The sequence below is a fragment of the Halopseudomonas salina genome (assembly GCF_008641105.1).
Genome location: NZ_VTTI01000011.1, coordinates 62,165 through 87,673, shown reverse-complemented (window position 1 = coordinate 87,673; position 25,509 = coordinate 62,165). Strand labels below are relative to the sequence as shown.

The 25,509-nt window shown below is 57.0% G+C and carries 21 protein-coding genes and 3 tRNA genes; 6 read left to right on the top strand and 18 right to left on the bottom strand.

Going from position 1 to position 25,509, the window contains the following annotated elements; all coding sequences use genetic code 11:
- Nucleotides 1–118 precede the first annotated feature (118 nt).
- The 5 genes from FZF01_RS15945 to FZF01_RS15925 form a co-directional block, all read right to left on the bottom strand.
- Nucleotides 119–2,947, bottom strand: a complete 2,829-nt coding sequence (locus FZF01_RS15945) for a putative bifunctional diguanylate cyclase/phosphodiesterase (protein ID WP_150279069.1) — start codon at nt 2,945–2,947, stop codon at nt 119–121.
- Between the two features lie 9 nt (nt 2,948–2,956).
- Nucleotides 2,957–3,430 carry a prepilin-type N-terminal cleavage/methylation domain-containing protein gene (locus FZF01_RS15940; protein ID WP_150279068.1) on the bottom strand — a complete coding sequence of 158 codons (474 nt, stop codon included), beginning with the start codon at nt 3,428–3,430 and terminating at the stop codon, nt 2,957–2,959.
- A 210-nt stretch (nt 3,431–3,640) separates the two neighbouring features.
- Nucleotides 3,641–3,725 (bottom strand) — tRNA-Leu (locus FZF01_RS15935).
- A gap of 51 nt (nt 3,726–3,776) precedes the next feature.
- Nucleotides 3,777–3,852, bottom strand: a tRNA-His gene (locus FZF01_RS15930).
- 44 nt (nt 3,853–3,896) lie between these two features.
- A tRNA-Arg gene (locus FZF01_RS15925) sits at nt 3,897–3,973 on the bottom strand.
- A gap of 294 nt (nt 3,974–4,267) precedes the next feature.
- Between FZF01_RS15925 and folD the strand changes: the two genes are divergently transcribed.
- The gene (folD, locus tag FZF01_RS15920) at nt 4,268–5,122 is read left to right on the top strand and encodes a bifunctional methylenetetrahydrofolate dehydrogenase/methenyltetrahydrofolate cyclohydrolase FolD (protein ID WP_150279067.1); all 855 of its coding nucleotides are present in this window, start codon (nt 4,268–4,270) and stop codon (nt 5,120–5,122) included.
- Between the two features lie 57 nt (nt 5,123–5,179).
- Here the strand turns inward: folD and FZF01_RS15915 are convergent, their stop codons facing one another.
- The 6 genes from FZF01_RS15915 to FZF01_RS15890 form a co-directional block, all read right to left on the bottom strand.
- Complete coding sequence (locus tag FZF01_RS15915; protein WP_150279066.1) at nt 5,180–5,965, bottom strand: SDR family oxidoreductase; 786 nt, start codon at nt 5,963–5,965, stop codon at nt 5,180–5,182.
- Nucleotides 5,966–6,126: 161 nt separating this feature from the next.
- Nucleotides 6,127–7,314: a 2-methylaconitate cis-trans isomerase PrpF gene (gene prpF / locus FZF01_RS15910; protein ID WP_150279065.1), complete on the bottom strand. Its 1,188-nt coding sequence runs from the start codon at nt 7,312–7,314 to the stop codon at nt 6,127–6,129.
- 295 nt (nt 7,315–7,609) lie between these two features.
- Nucleotides 7,610–10,201, bottom strand: coding sequence for a Fe/S-dependent 2-methylisocitrate dehydratase AcnD (gene acnD / locus FZF01_RS15905; protein ID WP_150279064.1), 2,592 nt, complete (start codon nt 10,199–10,201; stop codon nt 7,610–7,612).
- A gap of 251 nt (nt 10,202–10,452) precedes the next feature.
- Nucleotides 10,453–11,580: a bifunctional 2-methylcitrate synthase/citrate synthase gene (prpC, locus tag FZF01_RS15900; protein ID WP_150279063.1), complete on the bottom strand. Its 1,128-nt coding sequence runs from the start codon at nt 11,578–11,580 to the stop codon at nt 10,453–10,455.
- Between the two features lie 47 nt (nt 11,581–11,627).
- The gene (prpB, locus tag FZF01_RS15895; protein ID WP_150279062.1) at nt 11,628–12,512 is read right to left on the bottom strand and encodes a methylisocitrate lyase; all 885 of its coding nucleotides are present in this window, start codon (nt 12,510–12,512) and stop codon (nt 11,628–11,630) included.
- Nucleotides 12,512–13,219: a GntR family transcriptional regulator gene (locus FZF01_RS15890; RefSeq protein WP_150279061.1), complete on the bottom strand. Its 708-nt coding sequence runs from the start codon at nt 13,217–13,219 to the stop codon at nt 12,512–12,514. The genes prpB and FZF01_RS15890 overlap by 1 nt, the downstream gene beginning before the upstream one ends.
- A 253-nt stretch (nt 13,220–13,472) precedes the next feature.
- Between FZF01_RS15890 and rloB the strand changes: the two genes are divergently transcribed.
- The 3 genes from rloB to pabB are packed head-to-tail and all read left to right on the top strand — an operon-like array spanning nt 13,473 to nt 17,368.
- Nucleotides 13,473–15,002 (top strand): osmotic stress tolerance membrane protein RloB, encoded by a 1,530-nt coding sequence (gene rloB, locus FZF01_RS15885; RefSeq protein WP_150279060.1) that lies wholly within the window; start codon nt 13,473–13,475, stop codon nt 15,000–15,002.
- A gap of 9 nt (nt 15,003–15,011) precedes the next feature.
- Nucleotides 15,012–16,025: an alpha-L-glutamate ligase-like protein gene (locus FZF01_RS15880; protein ID WP_150279059.1), complete on the top strand. Its 1,014-nt coding sequence runs from the start codon at nt 15,012–15,014 to the stop codon at nt 16,023–16,025.
- Complete coding sequence (gene pabB / locus FZF01_RS15875; RefSeq protein ID WP_150279058.1) at nt 16,022–17,368, top strand: aminodeoxychorismate synthase component I; 1,347 nt, start codon at nt 16,022–16,024, stop codon at nt 17,366–17,368. The genes FZF01_RS15880 and pabB overlap by 4 nt, the downstream gene beginning before the upstream one ends.
- Before the next feature lie 628 nt (nt 17,369–17,996).
- Here the strand turns inward: pabB and thrH are convergent.
- Nucleotides 17,997–18,614, bottom strand: coding sequence for a bifunctional phosphoserine phosphatase/homoserine phosphotransferase ThrH (thrH, locus tag FZF01_RS15870; RefSeq protein ID WP_150279057.1), 618 nt, complete (start codon nt 18,612–18,614; stop codon nt 17,997–17,999).
- 224 nt (nt 18,615–18,838) lie between these two features.
- Between thrH and FZF01_RS15865 the strand changes: the two genes are divergently transcribed.
- Complete coding sequence (locus tag FZF01_RS15865) at nt 18,839–19,570, top strand: phosphoadenylyl-sulfate reductase (protein WP_150279056.1); 732 nt, start codon at nt 18,839–18,841, stop codon at nt 19,568–19,570.
- A gap of 164 nt (nt 19,571–19,734) precedes the next feature.
- Here the strand turns inward: FZF01_RS15865 and cysB are convergent, their stop codons facing one another.
- From cysB to FZF01_RS15850, 3 genes are all read right to left on the bottom strand, one after another.
- Nucleotides 19,735–20,709 carry an HTH-type transcriptional regulator CysB gene (gene cysB, locus FZF01_RS15860; protein WP_150279055.1) on the bottom strand — a complete coding sequence of 325 codons (975 nt, stop codon included), beginning with the start codon at nt 20,707–20,709 and terminating at the stop codon, nt 19,735–19,737.
- Nucleotides 20,710–20,845: 136 nt separating this feature from the next.
- A complete protein-coding gene (locus FZF01_RS15855) occupies nt 20,846–21,763 on the bottom strand; it encodes a 5'-nucleotidase (RefSeq protein ID WP_150279054.1) in 918 nt (305 codons plus the stop codon).
- Nucleotides 21,764–21,772: 9 nt separating this feature from the next.
- Nucleotides 21,773–22,729 (bottom strand): putative 2-dehydropantoate 2-reductase, encoded by a 957-nt coding sequence (locus tag FZF01_RS15850; RefSeq protein WP_150279053.1) that lies wholly within the window; start codon nt 22,727–22,729, stop codon nt 21,773–21,775.
- A 257-nt stretch (nt 22,730–22,986) separates the two neighbouring features.
- Here FZF01_RS15850 and FZF01_RS15845 point away from each other — a divergent pair, with 257 nt between their 5' ends.
- A complete protein-coding gene (locus FZF01_RS15845) occupies nt 22,987–24,069 on the top strand; it encodes a 3-deoxy-7-phosphoheptulonate synthase (RefSeq protein ID WP_150279052.1) in 1,083 nt (360 codons plus the stop codon).
- Nucleotides 24,070–24,133: 64 nt separating this feature from the next.
- On the opposite strand, the gene mog is transcribed toward FZF01_RS15845, so the two are convergent.
- From mog to FZF01_RS15830, 3 genes are all read right to left on the bottom strand, one after another.
- Complete coding sequence (gene mog, locus FZF01_RS15840) at nt 24,134–24,664, bottom strand: molybdopterin adenylyltransferase (protein WP_150279051.1); 531 nt, start codon at nt 24,662–24,664, stop codon at nt 24,134–24,136.
- 9 nt (nt 24,665–24,673) lie between these two features.
- On the bottom strand, nt 24,674–25,078 hold the full coding sequence (locus FZF01_RS15835; protein ID WP_150279050.1) for a ribonucleotide reductase subunit alpha: 405 nt from the start codon (nt 25,076–25,078) through the stop codon (nt 24,674–24,676).
- 152 nt (nt 25,079–25,230) lie between these two features.
- Nucleotides 25,231–25,509, bottom strand: a complete 279-nt coding sequence (locus FZF01_RS15830) for a GNAT family N-acetyltransferase (RefSeq protein ID WP_150279049.1) — start codon at nt 25,507–25,509, stop codon at nt 25,231–25,233.

Here is a 25,509-nt window from a genome sequence, read left to right as displayed (position 1 = left end):
GTGAACGAACTGATTGATTAGTGATTTCGTAAAAGCCGGTAAGTCTAATCGCTAACGCTCAGGAAGTCATCATCAGGCACCACAGGGGTCACAATGGCGGCTTCCCGCTCCCTCCTGATCACACCCTGTTGATACTGACTTGACTGGAAAGCAGCTTGGCAAAATCCGCCAGGGGCATGGGACGATGGAAAAAATAGCCCTGGAAAACCTCACAGCCCTTCTCGACCAGCCAATCGAGCTCCTCCTGAGTCTCGACCCCTTCGGCGATACAGCGCAGCCCCAACTGCTTCGACAACTGCAGAATCACCTCCACGATTGCCGCATCACGTGCCGAAAGGGTGATGTCCCGAATAAAGCTCTGATCTATTTTCAACTTGTCGATAGGCATGGTTTTCAGGTATGCCAGTGAGCAATAACCGGTGCCGAAATCATCGATGGCCAGACGCACACCAAACTCGCCCAGCTCGTTCAACACCTGCCTAGCATGCTCCAGATTATCAATCAGCGCGCCCTCGGTAATTTCCAGCTCGATATGATCGGCGGAAAGCTCAAACTGTGACAGGGAAAGCTTGACCAGGGACACGAAACGCGGATTCTGGAATTGCGCCGCAGAAATATTGATCGCCAGACGTACCGGCTCTATTCCGGCATTGAGCCATTGCCTGATCTGCTTGCAGACTGCTCTTAACACCCAGGCGTCGATGTCAGCTATCAGCAAAGACTCCTCTGCGATCGGAATAAACACACCTGGCGGAACCAGACCGCGTTCCGGGTGATTCCATCGCAGGAGCACTTCGGCGCTTTGCACATGGCTGGAGTCCATGCGCACCTGGGGCTGGAAATAGAGCTGAAACTGATCGCTCTCCAGTGCCTGACGCATATCACTTTCCAGCTCCATCCTTTGCTGGGAGGCCGCTTGCATTTCCTGCGCATAGAATCGGAAGCTATTGCCGCCGCTTCGCTTTGCCTGATACATCGCGGTATCTGCCTGCTTCATCAAGTCATCAATTGACTGCCCGTCATCCGGAAAAATCGACACACCGATACTCATGGTGCAACGAAGTTCATGCAAACCGACACGCACCGGTTTGGGTATATTCTGGAGCAGGCGACCCACCAGCGTCATGACTTCAGTGGCGATATCAGCCTCTGGGAGAACGTCGGTAATCAATACGGTAAATTCATCCCCGCCCAGGCGAGACACGGCATCTTCGCTACGCACGCAGCTACGTATACGCTCCGCTACAGCCTGCAAGTAGATGTCACCCGCCGCATGTCCTATCGAATCGTTAATGAGCTTGAACCGATCCAGATCGATGAACAACAGCGCCACGCGCGTCTCGTTTCGGGTCGAACGTTCCAGCGCCCGGCTCAAGGTTACCTTCAGCGCAGCACGATTGGGCAGGCCGGTAAGGTCGTCAAAATGAGCCTGACGGTAGAGATCGGTTTGCCAGCGCGCGCGCGTCAGTGCAATAGACAAACGACTAACCACCTGCACCGCCCATCCGGAATTGGCGTTGGTGGCATTGGCCGGATTGCGCGTGCCCAGCAACACAAAACCGCTCAACTCGCCTGATACGCGCAAGGGAAACAGCAGCCAGGCAGAGCACGCTTCTGTGCCGGGCAGCACAGGCAGCCATGCCGGCAGATCGTCAAGCACCAAAGGCTCCTCGCCATTGCCAAGCTGCGAGAGGGTTTGCGCATACTGCTTGTGAGCGAGAATCTGGTGATCTTCCGCACTATGTGAACCGTCACCGGCTGCCTTGAGCCTGACAACCTGCTCATCCTGCATGGCAACCAGCAGCGAATCGCATTCCGGAAATGCCTGTGCCTGCACAAGCACTTCATTGACAACGTTGCGTGAATCCTTGGTAGAAAGAATAACCCGGTCAATTTCCATCAGCGCCTCACGCTGGTCGAACTGCCCGGCCAACCTCTCAGTCATGCTGTTAAAAGCCTGCGCAAGCTCCTGAAACTCATCACCACTGGTTATGACCACCTGCTTACGCAGATCACCGTCGGCCACCTGCCGGGTTGCCATGCGAAGCGACTGAAGAGGCCTGAGCACCCTGCGTAAATGACCGATGCTGAACATGAGCGCCATGAGAATCGATGCCAGAACGATCAATATCAACGTGGCCTGGAATTGCCTGGTGGTAGCAAAAAGCTGCTGCTCGGGCTGGCTGAGCACCACTGTCCAGTTTCTGTTCATGCCGATACCGTGCAGAAAAACCTCCCAGTACACCGCTCGCATCGTAGCGCCGCCCTCCTCCCACTCAAAAGAACCCAGGGACGAGTCAGCACGCGCGGAAGCAAAAGCCTCAACAAATCGGGCAGGCGGGTCGACGCTACAGAACACCACGACATCCTTACCCGCGAGAACGCATGAAAGCTTGTCGTGGGGTAATTGCTCCGGGTCCCAGAAAAACTCCGGGTGTACCCGGGCAGCCAGGTAGCTGTCTGGTGCCACTTTCAGGCTGGCAAAAAGAACGGTGGGGTTAGTCCCGAGCTGATGTATACGCATTGGCCGATCTCTCCCCTCAGAATCAGGAGCGGCCAATTGTTCATAGAGCTTTTCATGGAGCGCCTGATCTGCATTACCCGGATGCAACCAGACGGGATCACCGGCACCAACACCCCTGACAAGACGCAGTAAAACGTCATCTCCCGCAGTGTGTACCGGGTCGACCCGAAGAGATTGCGGAGTACGGGTAGCTGCAACACGCGGTAATTCGATCCCTACGCGCTGGAGCCGCTCAAACAGGTTCATACCTATATATTTGGCGTCGTTCTGCAGCTCCTTGCGGTGCTGATTTGCCATATAGTCGGACAACTGGAAAAACGTGATCGAGACGAGAACAAGAACAGGAAGGGTAACAGCCAGAAAAAAGAAGAAAAATAGCCTACGGGCTATAGGGCTACTGAACGTACGCAGATCAATGGCCATGGGCGCCCATCAATAATCAGCCGCGAGACCGACAAAGCCTCCGTCGTTCGCTCGCACTACATCATCCCTGGACTGTTTGGCGGTAAAAGGCGCTACAGAACGACCATCCTCACCCATACTGTAAAGGTCAAAATCAGTATTAACCGGCACCAGGTTCTTGTCCTTGCGCATCTTGCCCTTGCCTTGCAAACCTTCAAAACTCAAGTATTGATAAGGATTGTCCCAAGGATCCATCGCGGGCACGCCCTGCAACTGCGCAAGACTATCAGGCAGACCACCATTATTGGCCGTACGAAAGCGCTCGATCCTTACCCCAATATCGATGATGTCATTCACTGCGGTGGTTATCTTCATACGCTCGACGTACTTGCTGTAACTAGGAAAGGCAATGGCAACCAATATCCCTACGACCGCAACTGCCAGCAACAGTTCAGCCAGGGTGAAACCTTTCTTTCGCTTGAACAGCTTTGTCAAATGAACCACGTAGAGGTACCGCCAATAGGCACAGCAGAATGTAATAGCATTTTGCCATTAGCCTTCACCAATAGCTAACCACTTCGTACGCAATCGGACGGAGTGCTCACAAATGCGACGGACGACAGCTTCACGCATCGAACTATTGTAGAATAGCAGCCACAGCGCCAACCGCACGAATGCGCCGCCGAGCCGAAAAGGATGAGAATAAATCAAAGATGGTGCGGGCGGGGAGACTCGAACTCCCACACCTTGCGGCGCCAGAACCTAAATCTGGTGTGTCTACCAATTCCACCACGCCCGCTGAACAGGGGTTTCAAACAACAACGCCAGGCTGAAGCCTGGCGCTTAAAAATGGGGTGGACGATGGGTTTCGAACCCACGACACCAGGAGTCACAATCCTGTGCTCTACCAACTGAGCTACGCCCACCATTACTACCTGCTACTCGCTTCACCATACAGGCCGCATTGCGATGGTGCACCCGGCAGGACTCGAACCTGCGACCATCCGCTTAGAAGGCGGATGCTCTATCCAACTGAGCTACGGGCGCCTTGCGCACTGCCAGACACCCGAGGGTATCCTGAAATGCCCGCCATGACAGCTCTGGACTGTAAAAGCGGTGGAGCCAGATCGCCTTCCAAACCGGTCATGCGGTGTTTGTGAAGCGGGGCGAATAATACTCAGCCACCTTTCCCACGTCAACGCTTGTGTTCCAGTTTTTTTAATTATTTGAGTAAGTTAAAGAAGCTACAGCAGTTTAACCAGCGATACCCTGTATCAGCCTTTTGCCCGTCGCCCTACCGTGCGACAATTGCTACCTTCTATTGTTCGTGCCGGGAACTCAATGAACGCCAAACTCATCGACGGCAAGCAAATTGCCGCCAATATTCGTCAGGACATCGCCGCCAAGGTTACCGAACGCCGTGAACGGGGGCTGCGCGCACCCGGCCTTGCAGTCATTCTGGTGGGCCAGGATCCAGCCTCCCAGGTCTATGTCAGCCACAAGCGAAAGGACTGTGAAGAGGTGGGCTTCGTATCCCGCTCCCACGACTTGCCGGCCGAAACCTCACAGACGGATCTGTTGGCGCTGGTGGATAGTCTGAACCAGGATCCCGAGGTCGATGGAATTCTGGTGCAACTACCCTTGCCCGTCCACCTCGACGCTTCACAACTGTTGGAGCGAATTCGTCCGGACAAGGACGTAGACGGTTTTCATCCATTCAATATCGGACGCCTGGCCCAACGCATGCCAATGCTGCGTCCCTGCACGCCCTTTGGCGTGATTCGGCTTCTGCAGAGCACTGGGGTGGATTTGTATGGCCTCAATGCAGTCGTCGTTGGCGCCTCCAACATAGTGGGCCGACCCATGGCACTGGAACTACTGCTGGCAGGTTGCACAACGACCGTCACCCATCGGTTTACCAAAGATCTTGCCGACCATGTCGGGCGTGCCGATCTGCTGATCGTGGCTGTGGGCAAGCCAGGGATCGTTAAAGGCGAATGGGTAAAGCCGGGCGCGATTGTGATCGACGTGGGCATCAACCGTACAGACGATGGCCGCCTGACCGGTGACGTGGAATTTGAAACCGCCGCAGAGCGTGCCAGCTGGATTACGCCCGTGCCTGGCGGCGTTGGCCCAATGACCCGCGCATGCCTGCTGGAAAATACCTTGCACGCGGCAGAGCATCTGCACCCCTGAGCCAGCAAATCTGACCGGCACACTCCCGTGCGCCGGTCAGCCTGATGCTCTTCAGGCTCACAAGCTGGCAGTACTGCCCCCGTCAACAGGCATGTTGATGCCATTGATAAACGCAGCCGCCGGTGAGGCCAGAAAACCGACCGCATTGGCAAACTCTTCAGGTTCACCAAAGCGTTTCACCGGAATCCCCGAACGCATCCCCTCGGATACTTGCTCAACGGTACGCCCACTCGCCTGCGCCACATGACCGATCAGACTGTCCAGCCGTGCGGTCTGGGTCAGTCCGGGCAATACATTGTTAACCGTAATCCCGTCGCCACCGAGCTCTCCAGCCAGGGTCTTGGCCCAGTTCGCCATCGCCGCGCGAATACTGTTGGACACCCCCAGATTGGGGATAGGGTTTTTTACCGACGTTGAAAGCACATTGAGAATGCGCCCGTATCCTTCGCTGCGCATAGACGGCAGCAGCAGTTGCAACAGAGTCTGCGCGCTTACCAGATGTTGTGAGAACGCCGCAGCGTATGCATCAGGCTTGGCCGTATTCGCAGGCCCGGGTGCCGGCCCACCCGTGTTGTTAACCCAGATATGCAGCGGCCCTTTTTCCAGTTCGGCACGCACTGCCACTGACAAGGCAACAGCGTCGGCCGCATCAACGGCAATATAGCTGTGCGTCTGCCCATGCCCCACCGCCAGACTCTGGCAGACCCGATCAAGCTTCTCAGCCGTCCGGGCCAGCACTACGACTTCTGCCCCCTGCTCAGCCAACTGCCGCGCACAGGCCTCACCCAAGCCCTGACTGGCGCCACAGACCAGGGCGCGTTTTCCTGATAGATCGAGATTCATAAAGCCCCTCCGGGAGCTGCAAGCCTCAAGCCGCAAGCTTCAAGCTTCAAGCTTCAAGCTTCAAGCAAAACCAAAAAACCAAAAAACCAAACCAAGATCAAGATCAAGATCAAAACCTCGAGCAGGGTTTAGCTTGCCGCTTGCCGCTTGCGGCTGCTTCGTCAGAAGCACGGGGGCACCCTCACCCACCCTTCCATCAACACCCTTGCACTACGGCTCATGATCGCCTTCTTGACCACCCACTCGCCATTGATCTGCGTCGCCTCGGCACCGACACGCAGGGTACCCGAGGGATGACCGAAAACAACCGAGGTGCGATCGCCGCCTCCTGCAGCCAGGTTGACCAATGTGCCGGGAATTGCCGCAGCGGTGCCAATCGCCACCGCTGCAGTGCCCATCATTGCATGGTGCATCTTGCCCATGGATAAGGCGCGTACCAGCAGATCCACCTCACCGGCCGCGACCTGCTTGCCACTGGAAGCGATATACTCCGCAGGCGTTGCTACAAAGGCAACCTTGGGGGTGTGCTGGCGCTCGGCGGCTTCGTCGATATGCTTGATCAAACCCATTTTGACCGCGCCATAGGCTCGTATGGTTTCGAACTTCAGCAGCTCATCAATGTTGCCATTGAGCGCCTCCTGCAATTCCGTACCCTTGTAACCAACGTCAGAGGCATTGATGAAGATAGTCGGGATACCGGCATCGATCATGGTCGCCTTCAGCGTGCCAACACCCGGCACCTCGAGGTCGTCCACCAGGTTACCGGTGGGGAACATCGATCCACCGCCGCCATCCTCGTCAGCGGCAGGATCCATGAACTCGATCTGCACTTCGGCCGCAGGAAAGGTCACTCCGTCCAGCTCGAAGTCACCCGTCTCCTGCACTTCACCATCGGTTATGGGTATGTGGGCAATAATGGTCTTGCCAATATTCGCCTGCCAGATGCGCACAACGGCAGTGCCGTTTTGCGGCACCCGTGAGGCATCCACCATGCCGGAGCTGATCGCGAACGCACCCACAGCAGCGGACAGGTTGCCGCAATTGCCGCTCCAGTCGACGAATGCCTTGTCGATAGACACCTGTCCGAACAGGTAATCAACGTCATGATTCGGCTGGGTCGGTGGCGCGAGGATCACCGTCTTGCTGGTGCTGGACGTCGCCCCGCCCATGCCATCGGTCTGTTTGCCATAGGGATCGGGGCTGCCGATCACCCTTAACAGCAGGTTGTCCCGGGCCTTGCCAGGCACCTGGGCCGCTTCCGGCAAATTCTGCAAACGGAAGAAAACACCTTTACTGGTACCGCCACGCATATAGGTGGCGGGGATTTTGATCTGGGGCTTGTGAGCCATACTGTTAACCCTCGACAACTCAAGTGTATGAGAAGCATTGATTGAAATGGATCTGTGGTGGCTCCGTTGCCATCACGGCAGCCCGGACACGCTGTAAAAACCCTTCGGGGCCGGCCAGTCGATCACAGATCGACTGTCGTTCGACGGCGCGCGAAGCAGTGCTTCGCAAACGCTTGTCTCACCCCTGTACGCTCGACGATGCCCGTCCCTGGGCATCGACGGTCCGGGCCACCGTGATGGCAACTCCGCGTCGTGCCATGTGCAGCAATCAACGCTTCTCAGCAGGTATTAGTGGTCAAACTGCCCCTTCCGCCTCCAGGAAATCCTGGGCGAAGCGCTGCAGTACACCACCAGCATCAAAAATCGACACCTCTTCCTGGGTATCCAGGCGGCAGGTGACAGGCACCTCTACCCGCTCACCATTCTTGCGATTGATCACCAGCGTCATGGCGCTACGCGGCTTGATCTCGCCGGTCACGTCAAAGGTCTCGGTGCCATCGATCGCCAGGGTCTTGCGTGTCGTGCCCGCCTCGAACTCCAGCGGCAGCACGCCCATACCCAGCAGGTTGGTACGGTGGATGCGCTCGAAGCCCTCGGCTGCAATCGCCTCCACGCCCGCCAGACGCACACCCTTGGCCGCCCAGTCGCGAGACGAACCCTGACCGTAGTCAGCACCGGCAATAATGATCAGCGGCTGCTTGCGCTCCATGTAGGTTTCAATCGCCTCCCACATGCGGGTCACCTTGCCTTCCGGCTCGATACGCGCTAATGAGCCCTGTTTGACCTTGCCGTCTTCCACCACCATTTCATTCAACAGTTTGGGGTTGGCGAAGGTAGCCCGCTGGGCAGTCAGGTGATCGCCGCGGTGGGTCGCGTAGGAATTGAAGTCGACCTCCGGCACACCCATCTTGTGCAGATAGGCACCCGCGGCGCTGTCGAGCATGATCGCGTTCGATGGAGAAAGGTGATCAGTGGTGATGTTGTCGCCCAGCACCGCCAGCGGACGCATACCGGTCAACGAGCGTTCACCGGCCAAAGCACCTTCCCAGTAGGGAGGGCGGCGAATGTAGGTGCTCATGGGACGCCAGTCATACAACGGGTTGACGTTCTGCGCCTCGCGAGTGATATCGAACATGGGGATGTAGACATCGCGGTACTGCTGAGGCTTGACGCTCTGTTTGACGATGGCATCAATCTCTTCATCGCTCGGCCAGATGTCTTTCAGGGTGACCTGGTTACCGTTCTGATCGGTCCCCAACACATCCTTTTCAATGTCGAAACGAATGGTGCCGGCAATCGCATAGGCGACCACCAATGGCGGAGAAGCCAGGAACGCCTGCTTGGCAAAGGGATGGATACGGCCATCGAAATTGCGGTTACCCGAGAGCACGGCGGTAGCGTACAGATCGCGCTCGATCACTTCTTTCTGGATAACCGGATCCAGCGCGCCGCTCATGCCGTTACAGGTAGTACAGGCAAAAGCCACCACACCAAAGCCCAGTTGCTCCAGCTCGCCAAGCAAATTGGCTTCTTCCAGGTACATCTTGACCGTCTTCGACCCAGGAGCCAGGGAGGTTTTCACCCAGGGCTTGCGCAGCAGGCCCAGCTTGTTGGCGTTACGCGCGATCAGGCCAGCGGCAATCATGTTGCGCGGATTGCTGGTGTTGGTACAGCTGGTGATGGCCGCGATAATCACTGCGCCATCGGGCATCTTGCCCTCTTCGTTCTCGATCGTACCGCTGATACCCCGCGAGGCCAGCTCGGAAGTGGGAAGCAATGCGTGGGGATTGGACGGGCCCGCCATGGTGCGGGCGACGCTAGACAGGTCAAACTTGAGCACGCGCTCATATTCGGCATCCTTCAGGCTGTCTGCCCACAAGCCGGTTTCCTTCGCGTACTGCTCGACCAGCTTGACCTGGTCATCTTCACGGCCGGTCAGCTTGAGATAGTCGATGGTCTGTTCGTCAATATAGAACATCGCAGCGGTGGCGCCGTACTCGGGCGTCATGTTCGAGATAGTCGCGCGATCGCCAATGGTCAGCCGGCTTGCGCCTTCGCCATAGAACTCAAGATAAGCACCCACCACCCGCTCCTTGCGCAGGAAGGCGGTCAGAGCCAATACCAGGTCGGTACTGGTGATGCCGGGCTTGAGCTTTCCAGTCAGTTCTACACCGATGATGTCGGGCAGGCGCATCCAGGAGGCCCGACCGAGCATGACGCTTTCAGCTTCAAGACCGCCAACACCCACCGAGATCACGCCCAGTGCATCGACCATCGGCGTGTGACTGTCGGTACCTACACAGGTATCGGGGAAAGCCACACCGTCCGCGATCTGGATCACCGGAGACATTTTCTCCAGGTTGATCTGGTGCATGATGCCGTTACCCGGCGGGATCACATCGACGTTCTTGAAGGCGGTCTTGGTCCAGTTGATAAAGTGGAAACGATCATCATTGCGGCGGTCTTCGATGGCGCGATTCTTCTCGAAGGCATCTTCCTCAAAGCCCGCGTGCTCGACGGCCAGGGAATGGTCGACAATCAACTGGGTCGGCACCACTGGATTGACCTTGGCCGGGTCACCACCCTTTTCGGCGATCGCATCACGCAGTCCGGCCAGGTCGACCAGTGCGGTCTGGCCCAGAATGTCGTGACACACCACACGGGCCGGAAACCAGGGAAAATCCAGATCACTGCGGCGCTCGATAAATTGTTTGAGCGATTCGGTGAGCATATCCGGCTCACAGCGGCGCACCAGGTTTTCAGCGTGGATGCGCGAGGTATAGGGAAGCTTGGCATAGGCGCCGGACTGGATGGCATCGACCGCTTCGCGGGTATCGAAGTAATCAAGGTCGGTGCCGGGTAGAGACTTGCGGTATTGGGTATTCATGGCATCAGGACTCGTCAGGTAATCAGTAGCTGGAGCCAGCTGTTTTGCCGTTACTCCAGAACACCGGAAACCCTGACTTTGAGAGTTGAGCGTTGGCGGGGTTGAGGATCGACCGGGCTGGACACGCTGTAAATACATCCTTGTACGCTCGACGATGCCCGTCCCTGGGCATCGACGGTCCAGCCCAGTCGATCCTCAACCCCGCTAGCCGGCATCAGTGCTCAGTCAGCGTTTCCTCATTGCATTCTTCTTCAGCGCTTCTCGATCGGCTCGACCGTACGCGGCTCAACACCCACATACTCGGCACTCGGACGAATAATGCGGTTATCCGCGCGCTGCTCCATCACGTGGGCGGCCCAGCCGGTCAGGCGGCTCATCACGAAGATTGGTGTGAACAGCTTGGTCGGTATGCCCATGAAATGGTAGGCAGAAGCGTGGAAGAAATCGGCGTTGCAGAACAGCTTCTTCTCGCGCCACATGACTTCTTCACAGCGTACCGACACAGGATAAAGCACGGTATCGCCCACATCCTTCGACAACTTTTCGGACCATTGCTTGATGATCTCGTTGCGCGGGTCGCTGGTGGCGTAGATCGCGTGGCCAAAGCCCATGATCTTCTCCTTGCGCTCGAGCATGCCCATCATCTCTTTCTCGGCATGTTCCGCGCTGGTGAAGTTCTCGATCATGTCCATCGCCGCCTCGTTGGCGCCGCCATGCAGCGGACCACGCAGGGAGCCGATGGCGCCGGTGACACAGCTGTGCATGTCGGACAGGGTCGAGGCACAAACGCGGGCAGTAAAGGTAGAGGCGTTGAATTCGTGCTCTGCGTACAGGATCAGCGACACGTTCATGGTCTGTTCATGCAGTGCGTTGGGCTTCTCGCCGCGCAGCATGTGCAGGAAGTGTGCGCCAACCGAATCGTCGTCGGTATTCTCGTCGATACGTACACCATCGTGGGTAAAGCGGTACCAGTAGCAGATGATCGAAGGGAACACTGCAAGAAGGCGGTCGGTTGCGTCCTGCTGTTGGCTGAAGTCAGCTTCCGTTTCCAGATTGCCGAGCATCGAGCAGCCAGTGCGCATCACATCCATCGGATGGGCGTCTTTCGGGATGCGCTCAAGCACTTCCTTCAGCGCCTGGGGCAAGCCGCGCAAGCTCTTCAGCTTGCTCTTGTAGGCGTCGAGTTCGGATTGGGTCGGCAGTTCACCCTTGAGAATCAGGTGCGCCACTTCCTCGAACTGACAGTTGGCCGCCAGGTCCTTTACGTCATAACCGCGATAGGTCAGGCCCGAACCGGTCTGCCCTACTGTAGACAATGCAGTCTTGCCCGCTACCTGGCCACGCAGGCCCGCGCCACTCAGTTTCTTTGCTTCAGCCATATTCATTCTCCTTCTTGTCTTTTGCCCGGTCTGCTGTGCAGAACAGTTCAGGATTTTTTCTGTGCGAAGAGTGCGTCGAGCTTCTGCTCGAAATCGTGGTAGTTGATGCGCTCGTACAGCTCCATACGAGTTTGCATGGTATCGATGACATTCTGCTGGGTACCGTCGTTACGGATAGCGTTGTAGACATTTTCCGCGGCCTTGTTCATCGCGCGGAAGGCAGACAGCGGATACAGGACCAGGGAGACGTCGGCACCGGCCAGCTCGTCGGTAGTAAACAACGGCGTGGCGCCAAACTCGGTGATATTGGCCAGGATCGGTGCATTTACCTTGGAGGCGAACAGCTTGTACATATCGAGCTCGGTAATGGCTTCGGGGAACACCATATCCGCACCCGCTTCAACGCAGGCTGCTGCGCGGTCCAGTGCCGACTCCAGGCCTTCGACGGCAAGCGCATCAGTACGCGCCATGATTACGAAGCTGTCATCGGTACGCGCATCCACGGCAGCCTTGATGCGATCAACCATTTCCTGCTGGGTGACGATTTCCTTGTTCGGACGATGACCGCAGCGCTTGGCCCCCACCTGATCTTCGATATGAATGGCGGCAGCACCAAACTTGATCATCGACTTGACCGTGCGCGCTACGTTGAAGGCGCTGGAGCCAAAACCGGTATCCACATCCACGAGCAGGGGCAGGTCGCAGACATCGGTAATACGACGCACGTCGGTCAGCACATCATCCAGGCCGGTAATGCCCAGATCGGGCAAGCCCAGGGAACCGGCAGCGACACCACCGCCGGACAGGTAAATGGCCTTGAAACCGGCACGTTTGGCCAGCAGGGCATGGTTGGCGTTGATCGCACCAACTACCTGCAAGGGATGTTCTTCGGCAACCGCATCACGGAAACGTTGACCTGGGGATTTGGACATCAGACAGATTCTCCTGGGGAAGTGACGGCGCTGCCCTGCTCGTGCATGCGGCGCTCGATATTGCGGCGTGAGGCGCTGATATGACGGCGCATCAGCATTTCCGCGAGTTCACCATCACGATCAGCGATGGCTTCAATAATTCGGTGATGTTCGGCGAACGCCTGCTGCGGGCGTTTGGGCGTGGATGAATAGCGGTAGCGATACATGCGTACCAGGTGATACAGATCGCCAAGAAGCATGTCACTGAGGGCCTTATTCTTGCTGCCACGTATAATCACGTAATGCAGATCCAGGTCCCCTTCCTGTTGGTAGTAGGACTTGTTGGCCTGCAAACCGCTGTGCTTTTCATGGGTGGCAAGCACGTCACGCAGCGTGGCGATCTCGTCGTCGGTCATATGCTCTGCAGCCAACCTGCAGGCCATGCCTTCCAGCGCTTCGCGCACATGGTATAGCTCGATGAGTTCTTCATAACTCAGGGACACCACGCGAACACCGGCATGGGGGATCCGGACAACCAGGCGTCGACCCTCGAGACGACGAATTGCCTCGCGCAGCGGGCCCCGACCGATACCAAAGGTCGTGGATAGATATTGCTCGCTGATTCGTGTTCCGGGCGGTATCTCACCCTTCACAATCGCTGTCTGAATGCGCTGAAAAGCACCATCGGATAGCGTCAGCGCCGGCGAGTCCGTTTCAACATCCGTCATCACACCAACCTTGTAGACAATACAATGTATTCGACACTGCAATTTGCCGAATTTTGCGCTTCAAATTAACCGATTGTCAACAATCCTCAGCATCGACCTTGGTCGATACCTGACAGAGCGCCCATCCGCCACATCTGCCACAGGTTACAATGCCCATTACGAGCCGGCCGGAGGGCATGCTAAGATGCCACTCGTCGGTTGCGTCCTGCCAGGAATAAGCGCGCCGCGCTCCAATCTTGCTGCCGAGAACACTATGCAATCGATCAATACGCACTTAAAAATTCTGATCGCCATACTGGTCTGCCTGGGTATCGCCATTACCGGCTATCAGATCTACGTTATGGAAATCCCGCTCACCGAAGATGAAACAGACGCCATTTGGAGTCTGGATGCAAAACTCGAATTCGAGGCAACCAAGGGTGTTCCGGTCAAGGCGCAGATGTTTATCCCTCCCCTGGCTCAGGATTACGTCAGCCTCAACGAGAGCTTTATTTCCAACAACTATGGCGTCAGCATCAACCAGCAGAACAACAACCGGCGGGTTACCTGGTCGGCACGTCGAGCTACCGGCACCCAGGCGCTTTACTATCGCCTGGTCCTGACCCAGCGCTACAGTAGCGAGCCTCCAGCTGCCGCGATGCCGCCACTGCGTGATCCGATTGTGCTCGAAGGAGCCGAGCAGGTGGCCGTCAACGCGCTGATCAGCCCGATCAGACAGCATTCCGCTGACATCGAGACCTTCATCAGTGAAGCGATCAGCCGCGTCAACGACATTACTGACGACAACGTCAAGCTGCTGCTGGGCGGTGACACCTCGCCGATAGCCAAGGCCCGCGTGATCGATGTCCTGTTGGCCCAGGCACGCATCCCGCTGGAGCTGGTGCATACCATTCGACTCGAAAACCTGCCGAACCAGCAACCTGAGCTCTGGCTGCGAAGCCACAACGGTGAAAGCTGGCTCTACTTCCATCCTGAAACCGCCCAGCAGGGTATCCCGGAAAATCGTCTGGTCTGGTGGACGGGTACCGAACCGCTATTCGACATTGATGGGGGCCGTCGGGGTCAGTTGACCCTGACCGTGACCAACAGCGAAATGAACGCACTGCGTCTGGCGGAAATGACCAGCGACAGCGGTGCATCACAACTTCTGGAATATTCGCTGTATGGCCTGCCCTTGCATGCCCAGCAGGTGTACCGCGTGATGATCATGATTCCAATCGGCGTGCTGGTCATTCTGTTGCTGCGCAATATCATCGGCATCCAGACCCTGGGTACCTTCACCCCAGTGCTGATCTCACTCGCATTCCGTGAAACCCAGGTCGGCTGGGGCATCGTGCTCTTTACCCTGATTACTGCGCTGGGTCTGTCGCTGCGCTCCTATCTTGAGCACCTGAAGTTGCAGATGCTGCCCCGGCTGTCGATTGTGTTGACCTTTGTTGTGATCATCATCGCCATCATCAGCCTGTTCAGCCACAAGCTGGGCATTGAAAGGGCTCTGTCGGTATCGCTGTTCCCCATGGTCATTCTGACCATGACGATCGAGCGTCTCTCTATCAACTGGGAAGAACGTGGCGGCGGCCATTCCTTCAAGGTCGCGCTTGGCACCCTCGTGGCGGCCACCCTGGCGCACCTGTTGATGACCATTCCGGAACTGGCGTATTTCTTCTTCACCTTCCCGGCCACGCTGTTGATTCTGGTCGCGTTCATGCTCGCCATGGGCCGTTACCGCGGTTACCGCCTGACCGAACTGATGCGCTTCAAAGCGCTGACCAAACAGGGCTGAGGAAAAACCATGTTCTTCTGGAAAACCTGGAAAACGTTGCAGGCCAATGGCGTGATGGGCATCAACCGGCGCAATGCTGACTACGTGCTCAAGTACAACAAGCGCCATTTGTATCCGGTAGTGGACGACAAGATTCTGACCAAGGAGCGGGCCATCGCTGTGGGCATCAACGTGCCTGAGATGTATGGCGTTATCGAAACCGAGAAGGATATTGACCGGTTTGACGAGATCGTCAAGGACCGGCGGGATTTTGTCATCAAGCCGGCCCAGGGGGCTGGCGGTGATGGCATCATCGTTATCGCCGACCGCTTCGAGGGCATGTACAAGACCGTTTCCGGCAAGATCATCAGCCGCGACGATATCGGGCACCACATTTCCAGCATCCTGTCTGGCTTGTATTCCCTGGGGGGGCACCGCGATCGCGTACTGATCGAGTACCGCGTCACGCCAGATCCGCTGTTCAAAGGCATCAGCTACGAAGGCGTGCCGGACATTCGCATTATCCTGTTGATGGGCTATCCGGTGATGGGCATGCTGCGCCTGCCTACTCGGCAGTCGGGCGGCAAGGCCAACCTGCACCAGGGGGCCATCGGCGTCGGCGTGGATCTGGCTACCGGCCTGACTCTAAAGGGCACCTGGCTTAACAACAAGATCAGCAAGCATCCGGATACCACCAATCCAGTGAATGGTGTGCAGCTACCTGACTGGGACGGATTCATGAATCTGGCCGCCTCCTGTTACGAGCTGTCCGGGCTGGGCTACATTGGTGTTGACCTGGTCCTGGATGAAGAGAAAGGCCCGCTGATCCTCGAGCTCAATGCGCGACCCGGCCTGAATATCCAGATCGCCAACGATGCAGGGCTTACCCACCGCTGCCACATGGTCGAGAGGCATCTGGCTGCGCTGAAGAAAACTGGCCGCACTGAAACGGTTGCCGATCGAGTGGCCTATGCGCAGCGGCATTTTGGCCCACCCGCCTCTATTGCGGATCTTTCCGACAAGGGGACTGGCGCTCCGGCATGACAGCTCAGGAACAGGGTTGCTATCTGCTGACGGAATTGCCGTACCAGGGCGACCCAATACCCCGGTTGAATGCGGTTCGGGTGTTGGGTCAACCCGTGCTACTGGATTCGGCGGCCGGGATAGAGCGCTTCGCACGGTTCAGTATTCTCGCCGCCGGCCCCCGGCGGATCATCTCCCCCTCGCCCGGGGAGTCAGGAAAGTCAGTTCTTTCCCGTTTGCGCGGGGCACTCTCAGAGCTTCCGCCAGCAGCCTGGCCGGACGATATTTCCCTGCCCTTCGGAGCCGGCGCGCTGGGGTTTATAAGCTACGACTTCGGTCGGCTGCTTGAAGTATTGCCCACCGGGTCAACCGCCGATATCAGCCTGCCATTGCTGGAAATGGGGATCTATGCCTGGAGTGTGATAAGTGACCACTCGACCCGACGTTGCTGGCTGGTCTGTCACCCCGACATCACTTATGCCGAGCGTAAGCGAGTTCAGTATCTGCTCGACAGCGAACCAGAGGAACCCGGCCCGTTTAAACTCCGGGCCCCTTTCCAGCCTGAGCAAAGTAGCGATGCCTACCAACGCTCATTCAGACGCATCAAGGATTACATCCATTCCGGCGACTGCTACCAGATCAACCTGGCTCAGCGCTTTAGTGCCCGTTGCAGTGGCGACGCCCTGCAGGCCTATCGACAACTGCGTGCTGCGTGCCCGGTGCCCTTCGCCGCTTACATTGAAAGTGCTGACCACAACCTTCTGTGCCTGTCACCAGAGCGCTTTCTGAGCGCCCGCAACGGCGCAGTGGAAACCCGGCCAATCAAGGGCACGCGAGCCAGAGGCGCCAACGCAGAAGAGGATGCGGAACTCGCTCGGGAACTGCAGGCATGCCTGAAGGACCGTGCCGAGAATCTGATGATTGTCGATTTGCTACGCAATGACCTGAGCCGCTCCTGCGCGCTGGGCAGCGTGCGGGTACCGGAATTGTTCAAACTGGAAACCTATCCGAACGTCCATCATCTGGTCAGCAGCGTCACCGGCCAACTGGAAGCGAAGCACGATGCCTTTGATCTGGTTGCCGCATCCTTCCCCGGCGGCTCGATCACTGGAGCGCCCAAGATCCGTGCCATGCAGATTATAGAGGAGCTGGAGCCGGTCAGACGCAGCCTTTACTGCGGCAGCATCGGCTATATCGGATGCGAAGGCCAGATGGACCTGAACATCGCCATCCGCAGCCTTGTACACCAGGACGACACCCTCTATTGCTGGGGCGGCGGAGGAATTGTCGACGATTCTGAGGGCGAAGCCGAATACCAGGAAACCCTGACCAAGGTCAGGGTGTTGATGGAGGCGTTGGAATAGAGCGGCTATCTCAGCCCCGCTTAGCGAAAATTGGCTTGGACATTTGGGCATGCATGCCAAAAATTCAGAGTCTGCGAGCTCCCAGCCTGGCGGAATTACGAAAGACGCCGTAAATCCATCCATGGAGGCTTGTCAGAAACGTCCCTGTTTCAGACACTTTCTCCACCCCGCCAGGCTGTGCGCTCAACCGGCAACGGAGTGATGCGGGGGTCTGCTGTCCAAAGTCAAAAACCAGATCTGCGCGCCCTAACCACCCGTAACTCCCGCAGCTCACATCCGGTCATTCCCGCGAAGGCGGGAATCCATTCGGACTCTCAAATAACATCGAGCCTGGAACGCGATTTCTCAGCGCATCCGAACCAGACAATGGATCCCCGCGTTCGCGAGGATGACGGCGGCCGGCGGACCGCATCGAGCTGGTTGCCTGAAATACTCAGTCGCTCAGTCGCTCAGTCGCTTCCACTGTAGCTCCTGACCCTTACTTCGTCCCTCCAGCCTCCTCCCCGTCATTCCCGCCTCCTCCCTGTCATTCCCGCCTCCTCCCTGTCATTCCCGCCTCCTCCCAGTCATTCCCGCGAAGGCGGGAATCCATTTTGACTTTCGGGTTAAACCAGAGCAAACCAGCCGTTCAGAGACTCAGAGGCCGATTCGACGCCTTGATGAACTCTTTCTTAAGTTCTTCGAAGGTATGCACCGCAGGGAACTGCGGGAACTCGGCGATGACGTTATCTGGCGCGTGGAAGAGGATGCCAGCGTGGGCTTCAGAGAGCATGGTGGTGTCGTTATAGGAATCACCCGCAGCAATTACCCGATAATAGAGGCTCTTGAACGCGAGCACGGACTGACGCTTGGGGTCCTTCTGGCGCAACTGGTAGTCCACAACACGGTCATTCTCGTCGGTAATAAGGCGGTGACACAGCAATGTTGGGAAACCCAGCTGGCGCATCAAGGGCTGAGAAAATTCGTAGAAGGTGTCAGACAGAATCACCACCTGGAAACGCTCACGCAGCCAGTCCACAAACTCCGGCGCACCGTCCAGTGGCTTCAGAGTTCCGATCACTTCCTGAATGTCGCCCAGTTTGAGGCCATGCTCATCCAGAATACGCAGGCGTTGCTTCATCAACACATCGTAATCGGGGATATCCCGGGTGGTTGCACGCAGCTCGGCAATACCGGTTTTTTCAGCAAAGGCAATCCAGATTTCCGGAACCAGTACACCTTCAAGGTCTAGGCAGGCAATTTCCACAGGTTACTCCGTGTCGGCAAGAAGAAAATGAGCAGTCAAGTTGGCGCCACAATCTACCTTTTGTCCCACCGGCACGCAATGGTGAGCAAGCAGAAGCCCCTGTTTTCATAGCTATAAGGCATAAAACTATAACTAAATAAAAGAGGATGGACTAAGACTGCTTTGTTAGACTTCCCGCCACAACGGCCGCCGGCAAAGACTGGCGCCCTGCCCCGGAGAGCACGATGTCCCAAGAACACTTCAATGTTGAACAATTTGCTGCAGAATATGCAGGCAAGTCACCCCAGCAGATACTCCAGTTGGCGCTAGAGCATTTCGATGATCTCTGGCTGTCCTTCAGCGGCGCAGATGACATTGTAGTGCTGGATATGGCCTGGAAGATCAATCCGGATATTCGCGTGTTCACGCTGGATACCGGGCGCCTGCACCCGGAGACTTACCGTTTTCTGGAACAGGTACGTAAACACTACGACATCCGTATCGAGGTGCTTTCCCCGGATCACCAGGCACTGGAAGCCTATGTGGCGGAAAAAGGTCTGTTCGATTTTTACGAAAACGGCCATGGCGAGTGCTGCGGTATTCGCAAGATTGCACCACTGCGCCGTAAGCTGTCTGGCGTCGATGCCTGGATCACCGGCCAGCGCAAGGACCAGAGCCCCACGCGCACCAATGTGCCGGTGATCGAGGTCGATAGCGCATTCAGCACGCCTGAACGCTCTCTTATCAAGTTCAACCCCTTGGCCAATTACACCAGCGAAGACGTGTGGAACTACATTCGCATGTTGGAAATTCCCTACAACAGCCTGCATGAACGGGGCTTTGTCAGCATTGGCTGCGAACCCTGCACCCGCCCGGTACTACCCAACCAGCACGAACGCGAAGGCCGCTGGTGGTGGGAAGAAGCCACCCAGAAGGAATGTGGGTTGCATGGGGGGAATCTGATAGCTAAAACATAGCGGCAAGCTTCAAGCGGCAAGCTGCCCGAGGATTCTTGATACTGGATGGCCGCTAGCAGGCCTTCAAGTTAACCGCGAGATCGCAAAACCCCCGAGCTGCTTTTCGCTTTTCGCTTTTCGCTTTTCGCTTTTCGCTTGTAGCTTGTAGCTTGTAGCTTGTAGCTCTAGTGCTCGGGCAGCTCCACATCCGCAAACAGATCGTCCAGCTCCTGCTTGCTGTGACATAGCAGCGCCTGATCCACGCATTCACGGGTGAGATGCGGGGCAAAAGCCTCGACGAAGGCGTACATGAAGCCGCGCAGGAAAGTACCGCGGCGGAAGCCGATCTTGGTTACGCTGGCTTCAAATAAATGGCTGGCGTCGAGCATGACCAGGTCATCATCCACCTGCGGGTCCACCGCCATTTTCGCGACGATTCCCACGCCCAGTCCGAGACGCACATAGGTCTTGAGTACGTCCGCGTCAGCTGCGGTGAAGACCACCTTCGGACTCAAGCCACGGTTGCTGAACGCCTCGTCCAGTTTGGAGCGCCCGGTAAAGCCGAACACATAGGTCACCAGGGGAAACTCGGCCAGCGCTTCTAGCGTCAGCGGGCCAACCTTGGTGAGCGGGTGACCCTTGGGCACTATGACGCAGCGGTTCCAGCGGTAGCACGGCATCATCACCATGTCCGAGAACAATTCCAGCGCCTCGGTGGCGATGGCAAAGTCAGCTGTGCCGTTTACCGTCATCTCGCAAATCTGGATCGGCGTGCCCTGATGCATGTGCAGGGAGACGTCCGGATAGCTCTTGATGAAACGGCTGATGATGGGGGGCAACGCATAGCGCGCCTGGGTATGGGTAGTGGCAATGGTCAGATTACCACGTCGCTCGTTGCTGAACTCCTGGGCAATCTGTTTGATGCTGTCGACCTTGCGCAGAATTTCGCCCGCTGTCTGGATTATGCGTTCGCCGGCCGGGGTGATGCGCGTCAGGTGTTTACCGCTACGGGAGAACACCTCTACTCCCAGCTCGTCCTCCAGAAGCCTGATCTGCTTGCTGATGCCCGGCTGTGAGGTATAGAGACTTTGCGCTGTGGCGGATACGTTGAGGTCGTGATGGGCTACTTCCCATATGTAGCGAAGTTGCTGCAGCTTCATTGTTGCCTTCCCCTATCGGATCCACCTGCTCTGGATAACGCCTGCTCTATATAACAATAGTAGCGTGTTATTCCCTGAGCTTAGACCATTCGATATGAAAAAGGCGGCATGGTTTGCAAAAAAATGACAGCAGGAACTAGGCACTCGCCTTCGGCGTTCTATTACTGACGCCGTGGGGCACATGCCCCGTTGGCACCACGCCCACGGCACTCAGGCAATGGCCCTCCTGGTCGTCGAAAAACAGGTCTGCTCCGAATGCCCGCAGGAACTCGGATTTGTCCAGGCCACCCAGAAACAATGACTCGTCCAACCGCACATCCCATTCACGTAGAGTCCGTATCACGCGCTCGTGAGCCGGCGCACTGCGGGCAGTGAACAGCGCCGTGCGAATCGGGCAGTCGCTGTTGGTAAACTCGCTCTGAATACGGCTGAGCGCCGCAAGAAACCCCTTGAACGGCCCACCTCCCAGTGCCTGCCGTGCGGCCGCCTGTTCGCTTGCCTGGAAGGCCTCCAAACCGTCCCGCTGAAAGATCTGCTCCGACTCATCCGAAAACAACACCGCATCCCCGTCAAAGGCGATGCGCAGCTCGTCGCGCTCCTCACGACGGTGCTTGGAGGGCAGAATGGTAGCCGCCGCAAACCCCGCTTCCAGAGTGCTGCGCACATCCTCGGCGTGGGTGGACAGGAACAGCTGACTGCCGAAAGCCGGGATATAGGCAAAGGGACTACGCCCTCCGGCAAAGGCGGCTCGGGTGATGCTCAGCCCGTAATGCTGGATCGAGTTGAACACTCGCAGCCCGGTGTCAGCGCTATTGCGAGACAGCAGAACCACTTCCACACGGCTCTCACCCTCAAGCAGGTTATTGATATGCAGAAGCTTTTGTACCAGTACGAAGGCTTCCCCCTGTTCCAGAGGAATGTCTTCGCGTTCGATCTGGTATTGCCGGTAGGCTTCAAGCCCCTCCTGTTCATACACCTGGTGGCTATCATCGAGGTCAAACAGAGCCCGTGAGGAAATGGCTATCACCAGCTTTTCGCCCAGTTTGACCGGCATGTCCTGCCCCTATTCGGTTTGTGTGTAGTTATCCTGCACGAACTGCAGCATGTTCAACAAGGCCCCGGTTCTGGGCATGCTGAAACCCGCCTCTGCACCGAGGCGCAAGGCTTCACCGTAGAGACTGTCCAGCTCCATCGGACGCTTGTGCAACCAGTCGTGATACATACTCGGATAGTAATCGGGCATATGCCTGGTCGCCTTGAGCAACTTGGCTGCATAATCTTCTGGCACTGCGTGTCCACAGGCTTCGGCCGCGCCTACCACCTCTTCCATCAGATCGCCTATCAGCTGACGACTGGCGGGGTTCTTCAACAGCGCGTCGGTCCCCGCATCCAGCAGCACCGAAACACCATTGAATGAAGCGTTCCAGACCAGTTTCAGCCAGCGCGCGAGGTCAATATTGGCCATCTCGCGTGCTTCAATACCCGAATCCCTGAACATCTGCGCCGCCTGCGTGATGATGGCAGCGGCCTCCTCCTTGTTCGCCAAGCCCGAGTGATAGCCCAGATCGATCAGACCGTTGGCCTGATGCTTGACGAGACCCGGGCCCTCGCGGAACAGGCATACATAACAAAGCCCGCCTATCAGATGGATATGCTCGGGCAGCAATGGCCGCAGGTGCTCTTCATTGTTCAGACCGTTCTGAAACAGAATGACCTTGGCGCCATCAGCCGCAGCGGCCGCAATGATAGGAGCCAGATCCGCATTTCCGGTTGCCTTTGTACCCACCAGCAACCAGTCGCAGGGCGGCATGTCAGCCACGTCCTGGTAGGCCTGGACAGGGTTCAGGGTCATGCTGCCATGGACCATGCTGTCCACGGTAATCCCGCGCTCCTTTACAGCCTGATACTCACTGCGCAGGAGAAAATGGACATCATGACCCGCCCTGGCCAGCATCAAACCATAGAAGCCACCAATAGCTCCTGTCCCGATAACCCCGATGCGTGGTTGTGCGTTTTGCATGACGACCTCTCTTGTTGGATTTGTGATTTTCAGTCAGTCATATTAAAGGCCTCACGACCCGGAAGACAGTCAGCTGAGCGACAAAGACACACAACCACTGCCAGATCCCGGACAGGTCAAGCGGACCCCGCCGATAGCTTTGCTCAATCGGCCTAAAATAGCGCCATGGGGTAGCCTGATAAGCTCTGGTTGATTAAGCTGTCGAGCAACTTATAAAGGCGGCCCGATCGGCAGCCTACACGACTGCTGGAAGAAATATGGCCGACCTACCAATTGATGACCTGAACGTTGCCTCCAATGAGGTGCTGATCACCCCTGCCCAGCTCAAGGCAAAGATTCCCATGGCAGCCGCCTCCGAGGCGACCGTAACCCACAGCCGCCAGGTAATCCGCGACATCCTTGACGGCAAGGATCATCGCATTTTCATCGTGATCGGCCCCTGCTCGATCCACGATCTGGAAGCCGCCAAGGACTATGCCGCTCGCCTCAAGCAACTGGCAGAGGAAGTCGGCGACACCCTGTACCTGGTAATGCGTGTGTATTTTGAAAAGCCGCGTACCACTGTCGGCTGGAAAGGCCTGATCAACGATCCCTACCTCGACGACTCGTTCAAGATAGAAGACGGTTTGCATATCGGTCGTCAGCTGTTGAGCGATCTCACGTCCATGGGCCTGCCCACCGCAACCGAAGCCCTGGATCCGATATCCCCACAGTACCTGCAGGATCTGATTTCCTGGTCGGCTATCGGTGCGCGCACCACCGAGTCCCAGACGCACCGCGAAATGTCCTCGGGTCTTTCATCGGCAGTGGGCTTCAAGAACGGCACCGATGGCAGCCTTACGGTAGCCATCAATGCGCTGCAATCGGTTTCCAGCCCGCACCGTTTCCTAGGCATCAATCAGGATGGCCAGGTGTCCATCGTGACTACCAAGGGCAACCAGTACGGGCACGTAGTTCTGCGCGGCGGCAACGGCAAGCCAAACTACGATTCGGTGAGCGTCTCGCTCTGCGAAAAAGAACTGGAGAAGGCGGGAATCGTACCCAACATCATGGTTGACTGCAGTCACGCCAACTCCAACAAGGACCCCGGTCTGCAACCACTGGTAATGGATAACGTGGCCAATCAGATCATTGAAGGCAATACCTCCATTATTGGTCTGATGGTAGAGAGTCACATTGGCTGGGGTAACCAGTCCATACCCAAGGATCTGAAAGATCTGGCGTATGGTGTTTCTGTTACCGACGCCTGCATCGATTGGGATACCACAGTGGCGAGCGTGCGTAGCATGCATGCAAAACTGAAGGATATTTTGCCGACCCGTCAGCGCAGCGCCCGCTAATCTGCCAGTGCCAGACCCCATGGCTGCTCGCTCAGGAGCTTGCAGCCATGCTGATAGCTGGCAACTACGCCGGACGAAAGACCTTGATTACTGATTCATTGCATTCAAGGTAGGGCCCTTCCATCAAGTCTATGCAGTAAGGTACCGCCGGGAAAACGGCATCCAGACACTGGCGAATGGCCCGTGGCTTGCCCGGCAGGTTGATTATCAGGCTGCTGCCGCGCAATCCTGCTGTCTGTCTGGATAAAATTGCCGTGGGCACATACTTGAGAGACTCGGCGCGCATCAGCTCGCCAAACCCGGGCATCATGCGGTCGCAGACAACTTCGGTGGCTTCTGGCGTAACATCACGCGCGGCAGGACCTGTGCCACCGGTAGTAATGACCAGGCAGCACTCTTCAGCATCTACCAGTTGCTCCAGGGCTCGCTCGATTTGCCGCGGTTCATCAGGAACCAGGCGATAGACGGGATCCCAGGTACTTATCAGATACTCGTTCAGAGTCTCAATAATGGCTTTGCCGGAAATGTCGTCATAAATGCCGGCACTGGCGCGGTCACTGACGGTCAGAATCCCTATCCTGATGGGAATGCTCATACTCTGCCCTCAATACAACTGAATGATGTCGCCACTACGGCTCAGGGCCAGAAACTGGGAGATCATGCCGGCCTGTATCTGTTCCATCATCATCTTCAAGGGCTGCTCTGCCTCGTCGCTGTTGGAGGGCATACCGCCGCGACCGCTCATGGCCGAAACAAAGGCCACATCCCAGTGCATGCCGGTCCGGTCGGACTCTGCCACTATCGCCTCGAAATCCTCTGCCTCGTCGGGAAGCTTGTCGACACACAGCACAGGCGTCAGCACCCCACCTTCGCCGCGCTGGAACTGTTCAATCTGCTCTGCAGTGGCACCTTCAGGCAATTCGGCCGCGGCGAATACGAAAAGTAGCCGTTGCGGCTCTGCCTGCTTTGCCGCAGCACTAATTAGATCGGAATAGGTTTCTATGTTCATGCTGGTTGCGTCCTGTATCAACTATCACTACACAGTAGCAACTGCCGCCGGTTTTGAATCGGGGCATTGGGGTAAGGCTTACTGCCTCTGTGGAGGTACTCCCCAATCAAAACACCAGCGCGCCACTCAAGACACCGGCGCGAGCGAGACTGCTAGCGGGAGCGCAACTTTTCCTGGCGCTGCATATAGCGCTCCACATAGGAGCATGAGGGAATCACCTGGTAACCCTCCTCGCTGGCGAATTGCAGGGCACGCTCGGTGAGCTTGGCGGCCAGACCTTTACCGCGCAGGGCGTTGGGCACGAAGGTACGATAGATATCCAGCGTTTTCCTGCCGAGATCCATGTAGGCCAGGTAGGCTCGGCTACCATCGATGGTTACATAGAACTGCTTGTCGGCCAGATCGTGCTGAATCGTTATTTCCTGGTCCAT

Excerpts from the sequence above, each read along its gene's own strand:
- FZF01_RS15945 (WP_150279069.1), bottom strand. The coding sequence starts at position 2,947 with ATGGCCATTGATCTGCGTACGTTCAGTAGCCCTATAGCCCGTAGGCTA.
- folD (WP_150279067.1), top strand. The coding sequence starts at position 4,268 with ATGAACGCCAAACTCATCGACGGCAAGCAAATTGCCGCCAATATTCGT.
- FZF01_RS15915 (WP_150279066.1), bottom strand. The coding sequence starts at position 5,965 with ATGAATCTCGATCTATCAGGAAAACGCGCCCTGGTCTGTGGCGCCAGT.
- prpF (WP_150279065.1), bottom strand. The coding sequence starts at position 7,314 with ATGGCTCACAAGCCCCAGATCAAAATCCCCGCCACCTATATGCGTGGC.
- acnD (WP_150279064.1), bottom strand. The coding sequence starts at position 10,201 with ATGAATACCCAATACCGCAAGTCTCTACCCGGCACCGACCTTGATTAC.
- prpC (WP_150279063.1), bottom strand. The coding sequence starts at position 11,580 with ATGGCTGAAGCAAAGAAACTGAGTGGCGCGGGCCTGCGTGGCCAGGTA.
- prpB (WP_150279062.1), bottom strand. The coding sequence starts at position 12,512 with ATGTCCAAATCCCCAGGTCAACGTTTCCGTGATGCGGTTGCCGAAGAA.
- FZF01_RS15890 (WP_150279061.1), bottom strand. The coding sequence starts at position 13,219 with ATGACGGATGTTGAAACGGACTCGCCGGCGCTGACGCTATCCGATGGT.
- rloB (WP_150279060.1), top strand. The coding sequence starts at position 13,473 with ATGCAATCGATCAATACGCACTTAAAAATTCTGATCGCCATACTGGTC.
- FZF01_RS15880 (WP_150279059.1), top strand. The coding sequence starts at position 15,012 with ATGTTCTTCTGGAAAACCTGGAAAACGTTGCAGGCCAATGGCGTGATG.
- pabB (WP_150279058.1), top strand. The coding sequence starts at position 16,022 with ATGACAGCTCAGGAACAGGGTTGCTATCTGCTGACGGAATTGCCGTAC.
- FZF01_RS15865 (WP_150279056.1), top strand. The coding sequence starts at position 18,839 with ATGTCCCAAGAACACTTCAATGTTGAACAATTTGCTGCAGAATATGCA.
- cysB (WP_150279055.1), bottom strand. The coding sequence starts at position 20,709 with ATGAAGCTGCAGCAACTTCGCTACATATGGGAAGTAGCCCATCACGAC.
- FZF01_RS15855 (WP_150279054.1), bottom strand. The coding sequence starts at position 21,763 with ATGCCGGTCAAACTGGGCGAAAAGCTGGTGATAGCCATTTCCTCACGG.
- FZF01_RS15850 (WP_150279053.1), bottom strand. The coding sequence starts at position 22,729 with ATGCAAAACGCACAACCACGCATCGGGGTTATCGGGACAGGAGCTATT.
- FZF01_RS15845 (WP_150279052.1), top strand. The coding sequence starts at position 22,987 with ATGGCCGACCTACCAATTGATGACCTGAACGTTGCCTCCAATGAGGTG.
- mog (WP_150279051.1), bottom strand. The coding sequence starts at position 24,664 with ATGAGCATTCCCATCAGGATAGGGATTCTGACCGTCAGTGACCGCGCC.
- FZF01_RS15835 (WP_150279050.1), bottom strand. The coding sequence starts at position 25,078 with ATGAACATAGAAACCTATTCCGATCTAATTAGTGCTGCGGCAAAGCAG.
- FZF01_RS15830 (WP_150279049.1), bottom strand. The coding sequence starts at position 25,509 with ATGGACCAGGAAATAACGATTCAGCACGATCTGGCCGACAAGCAGTTC.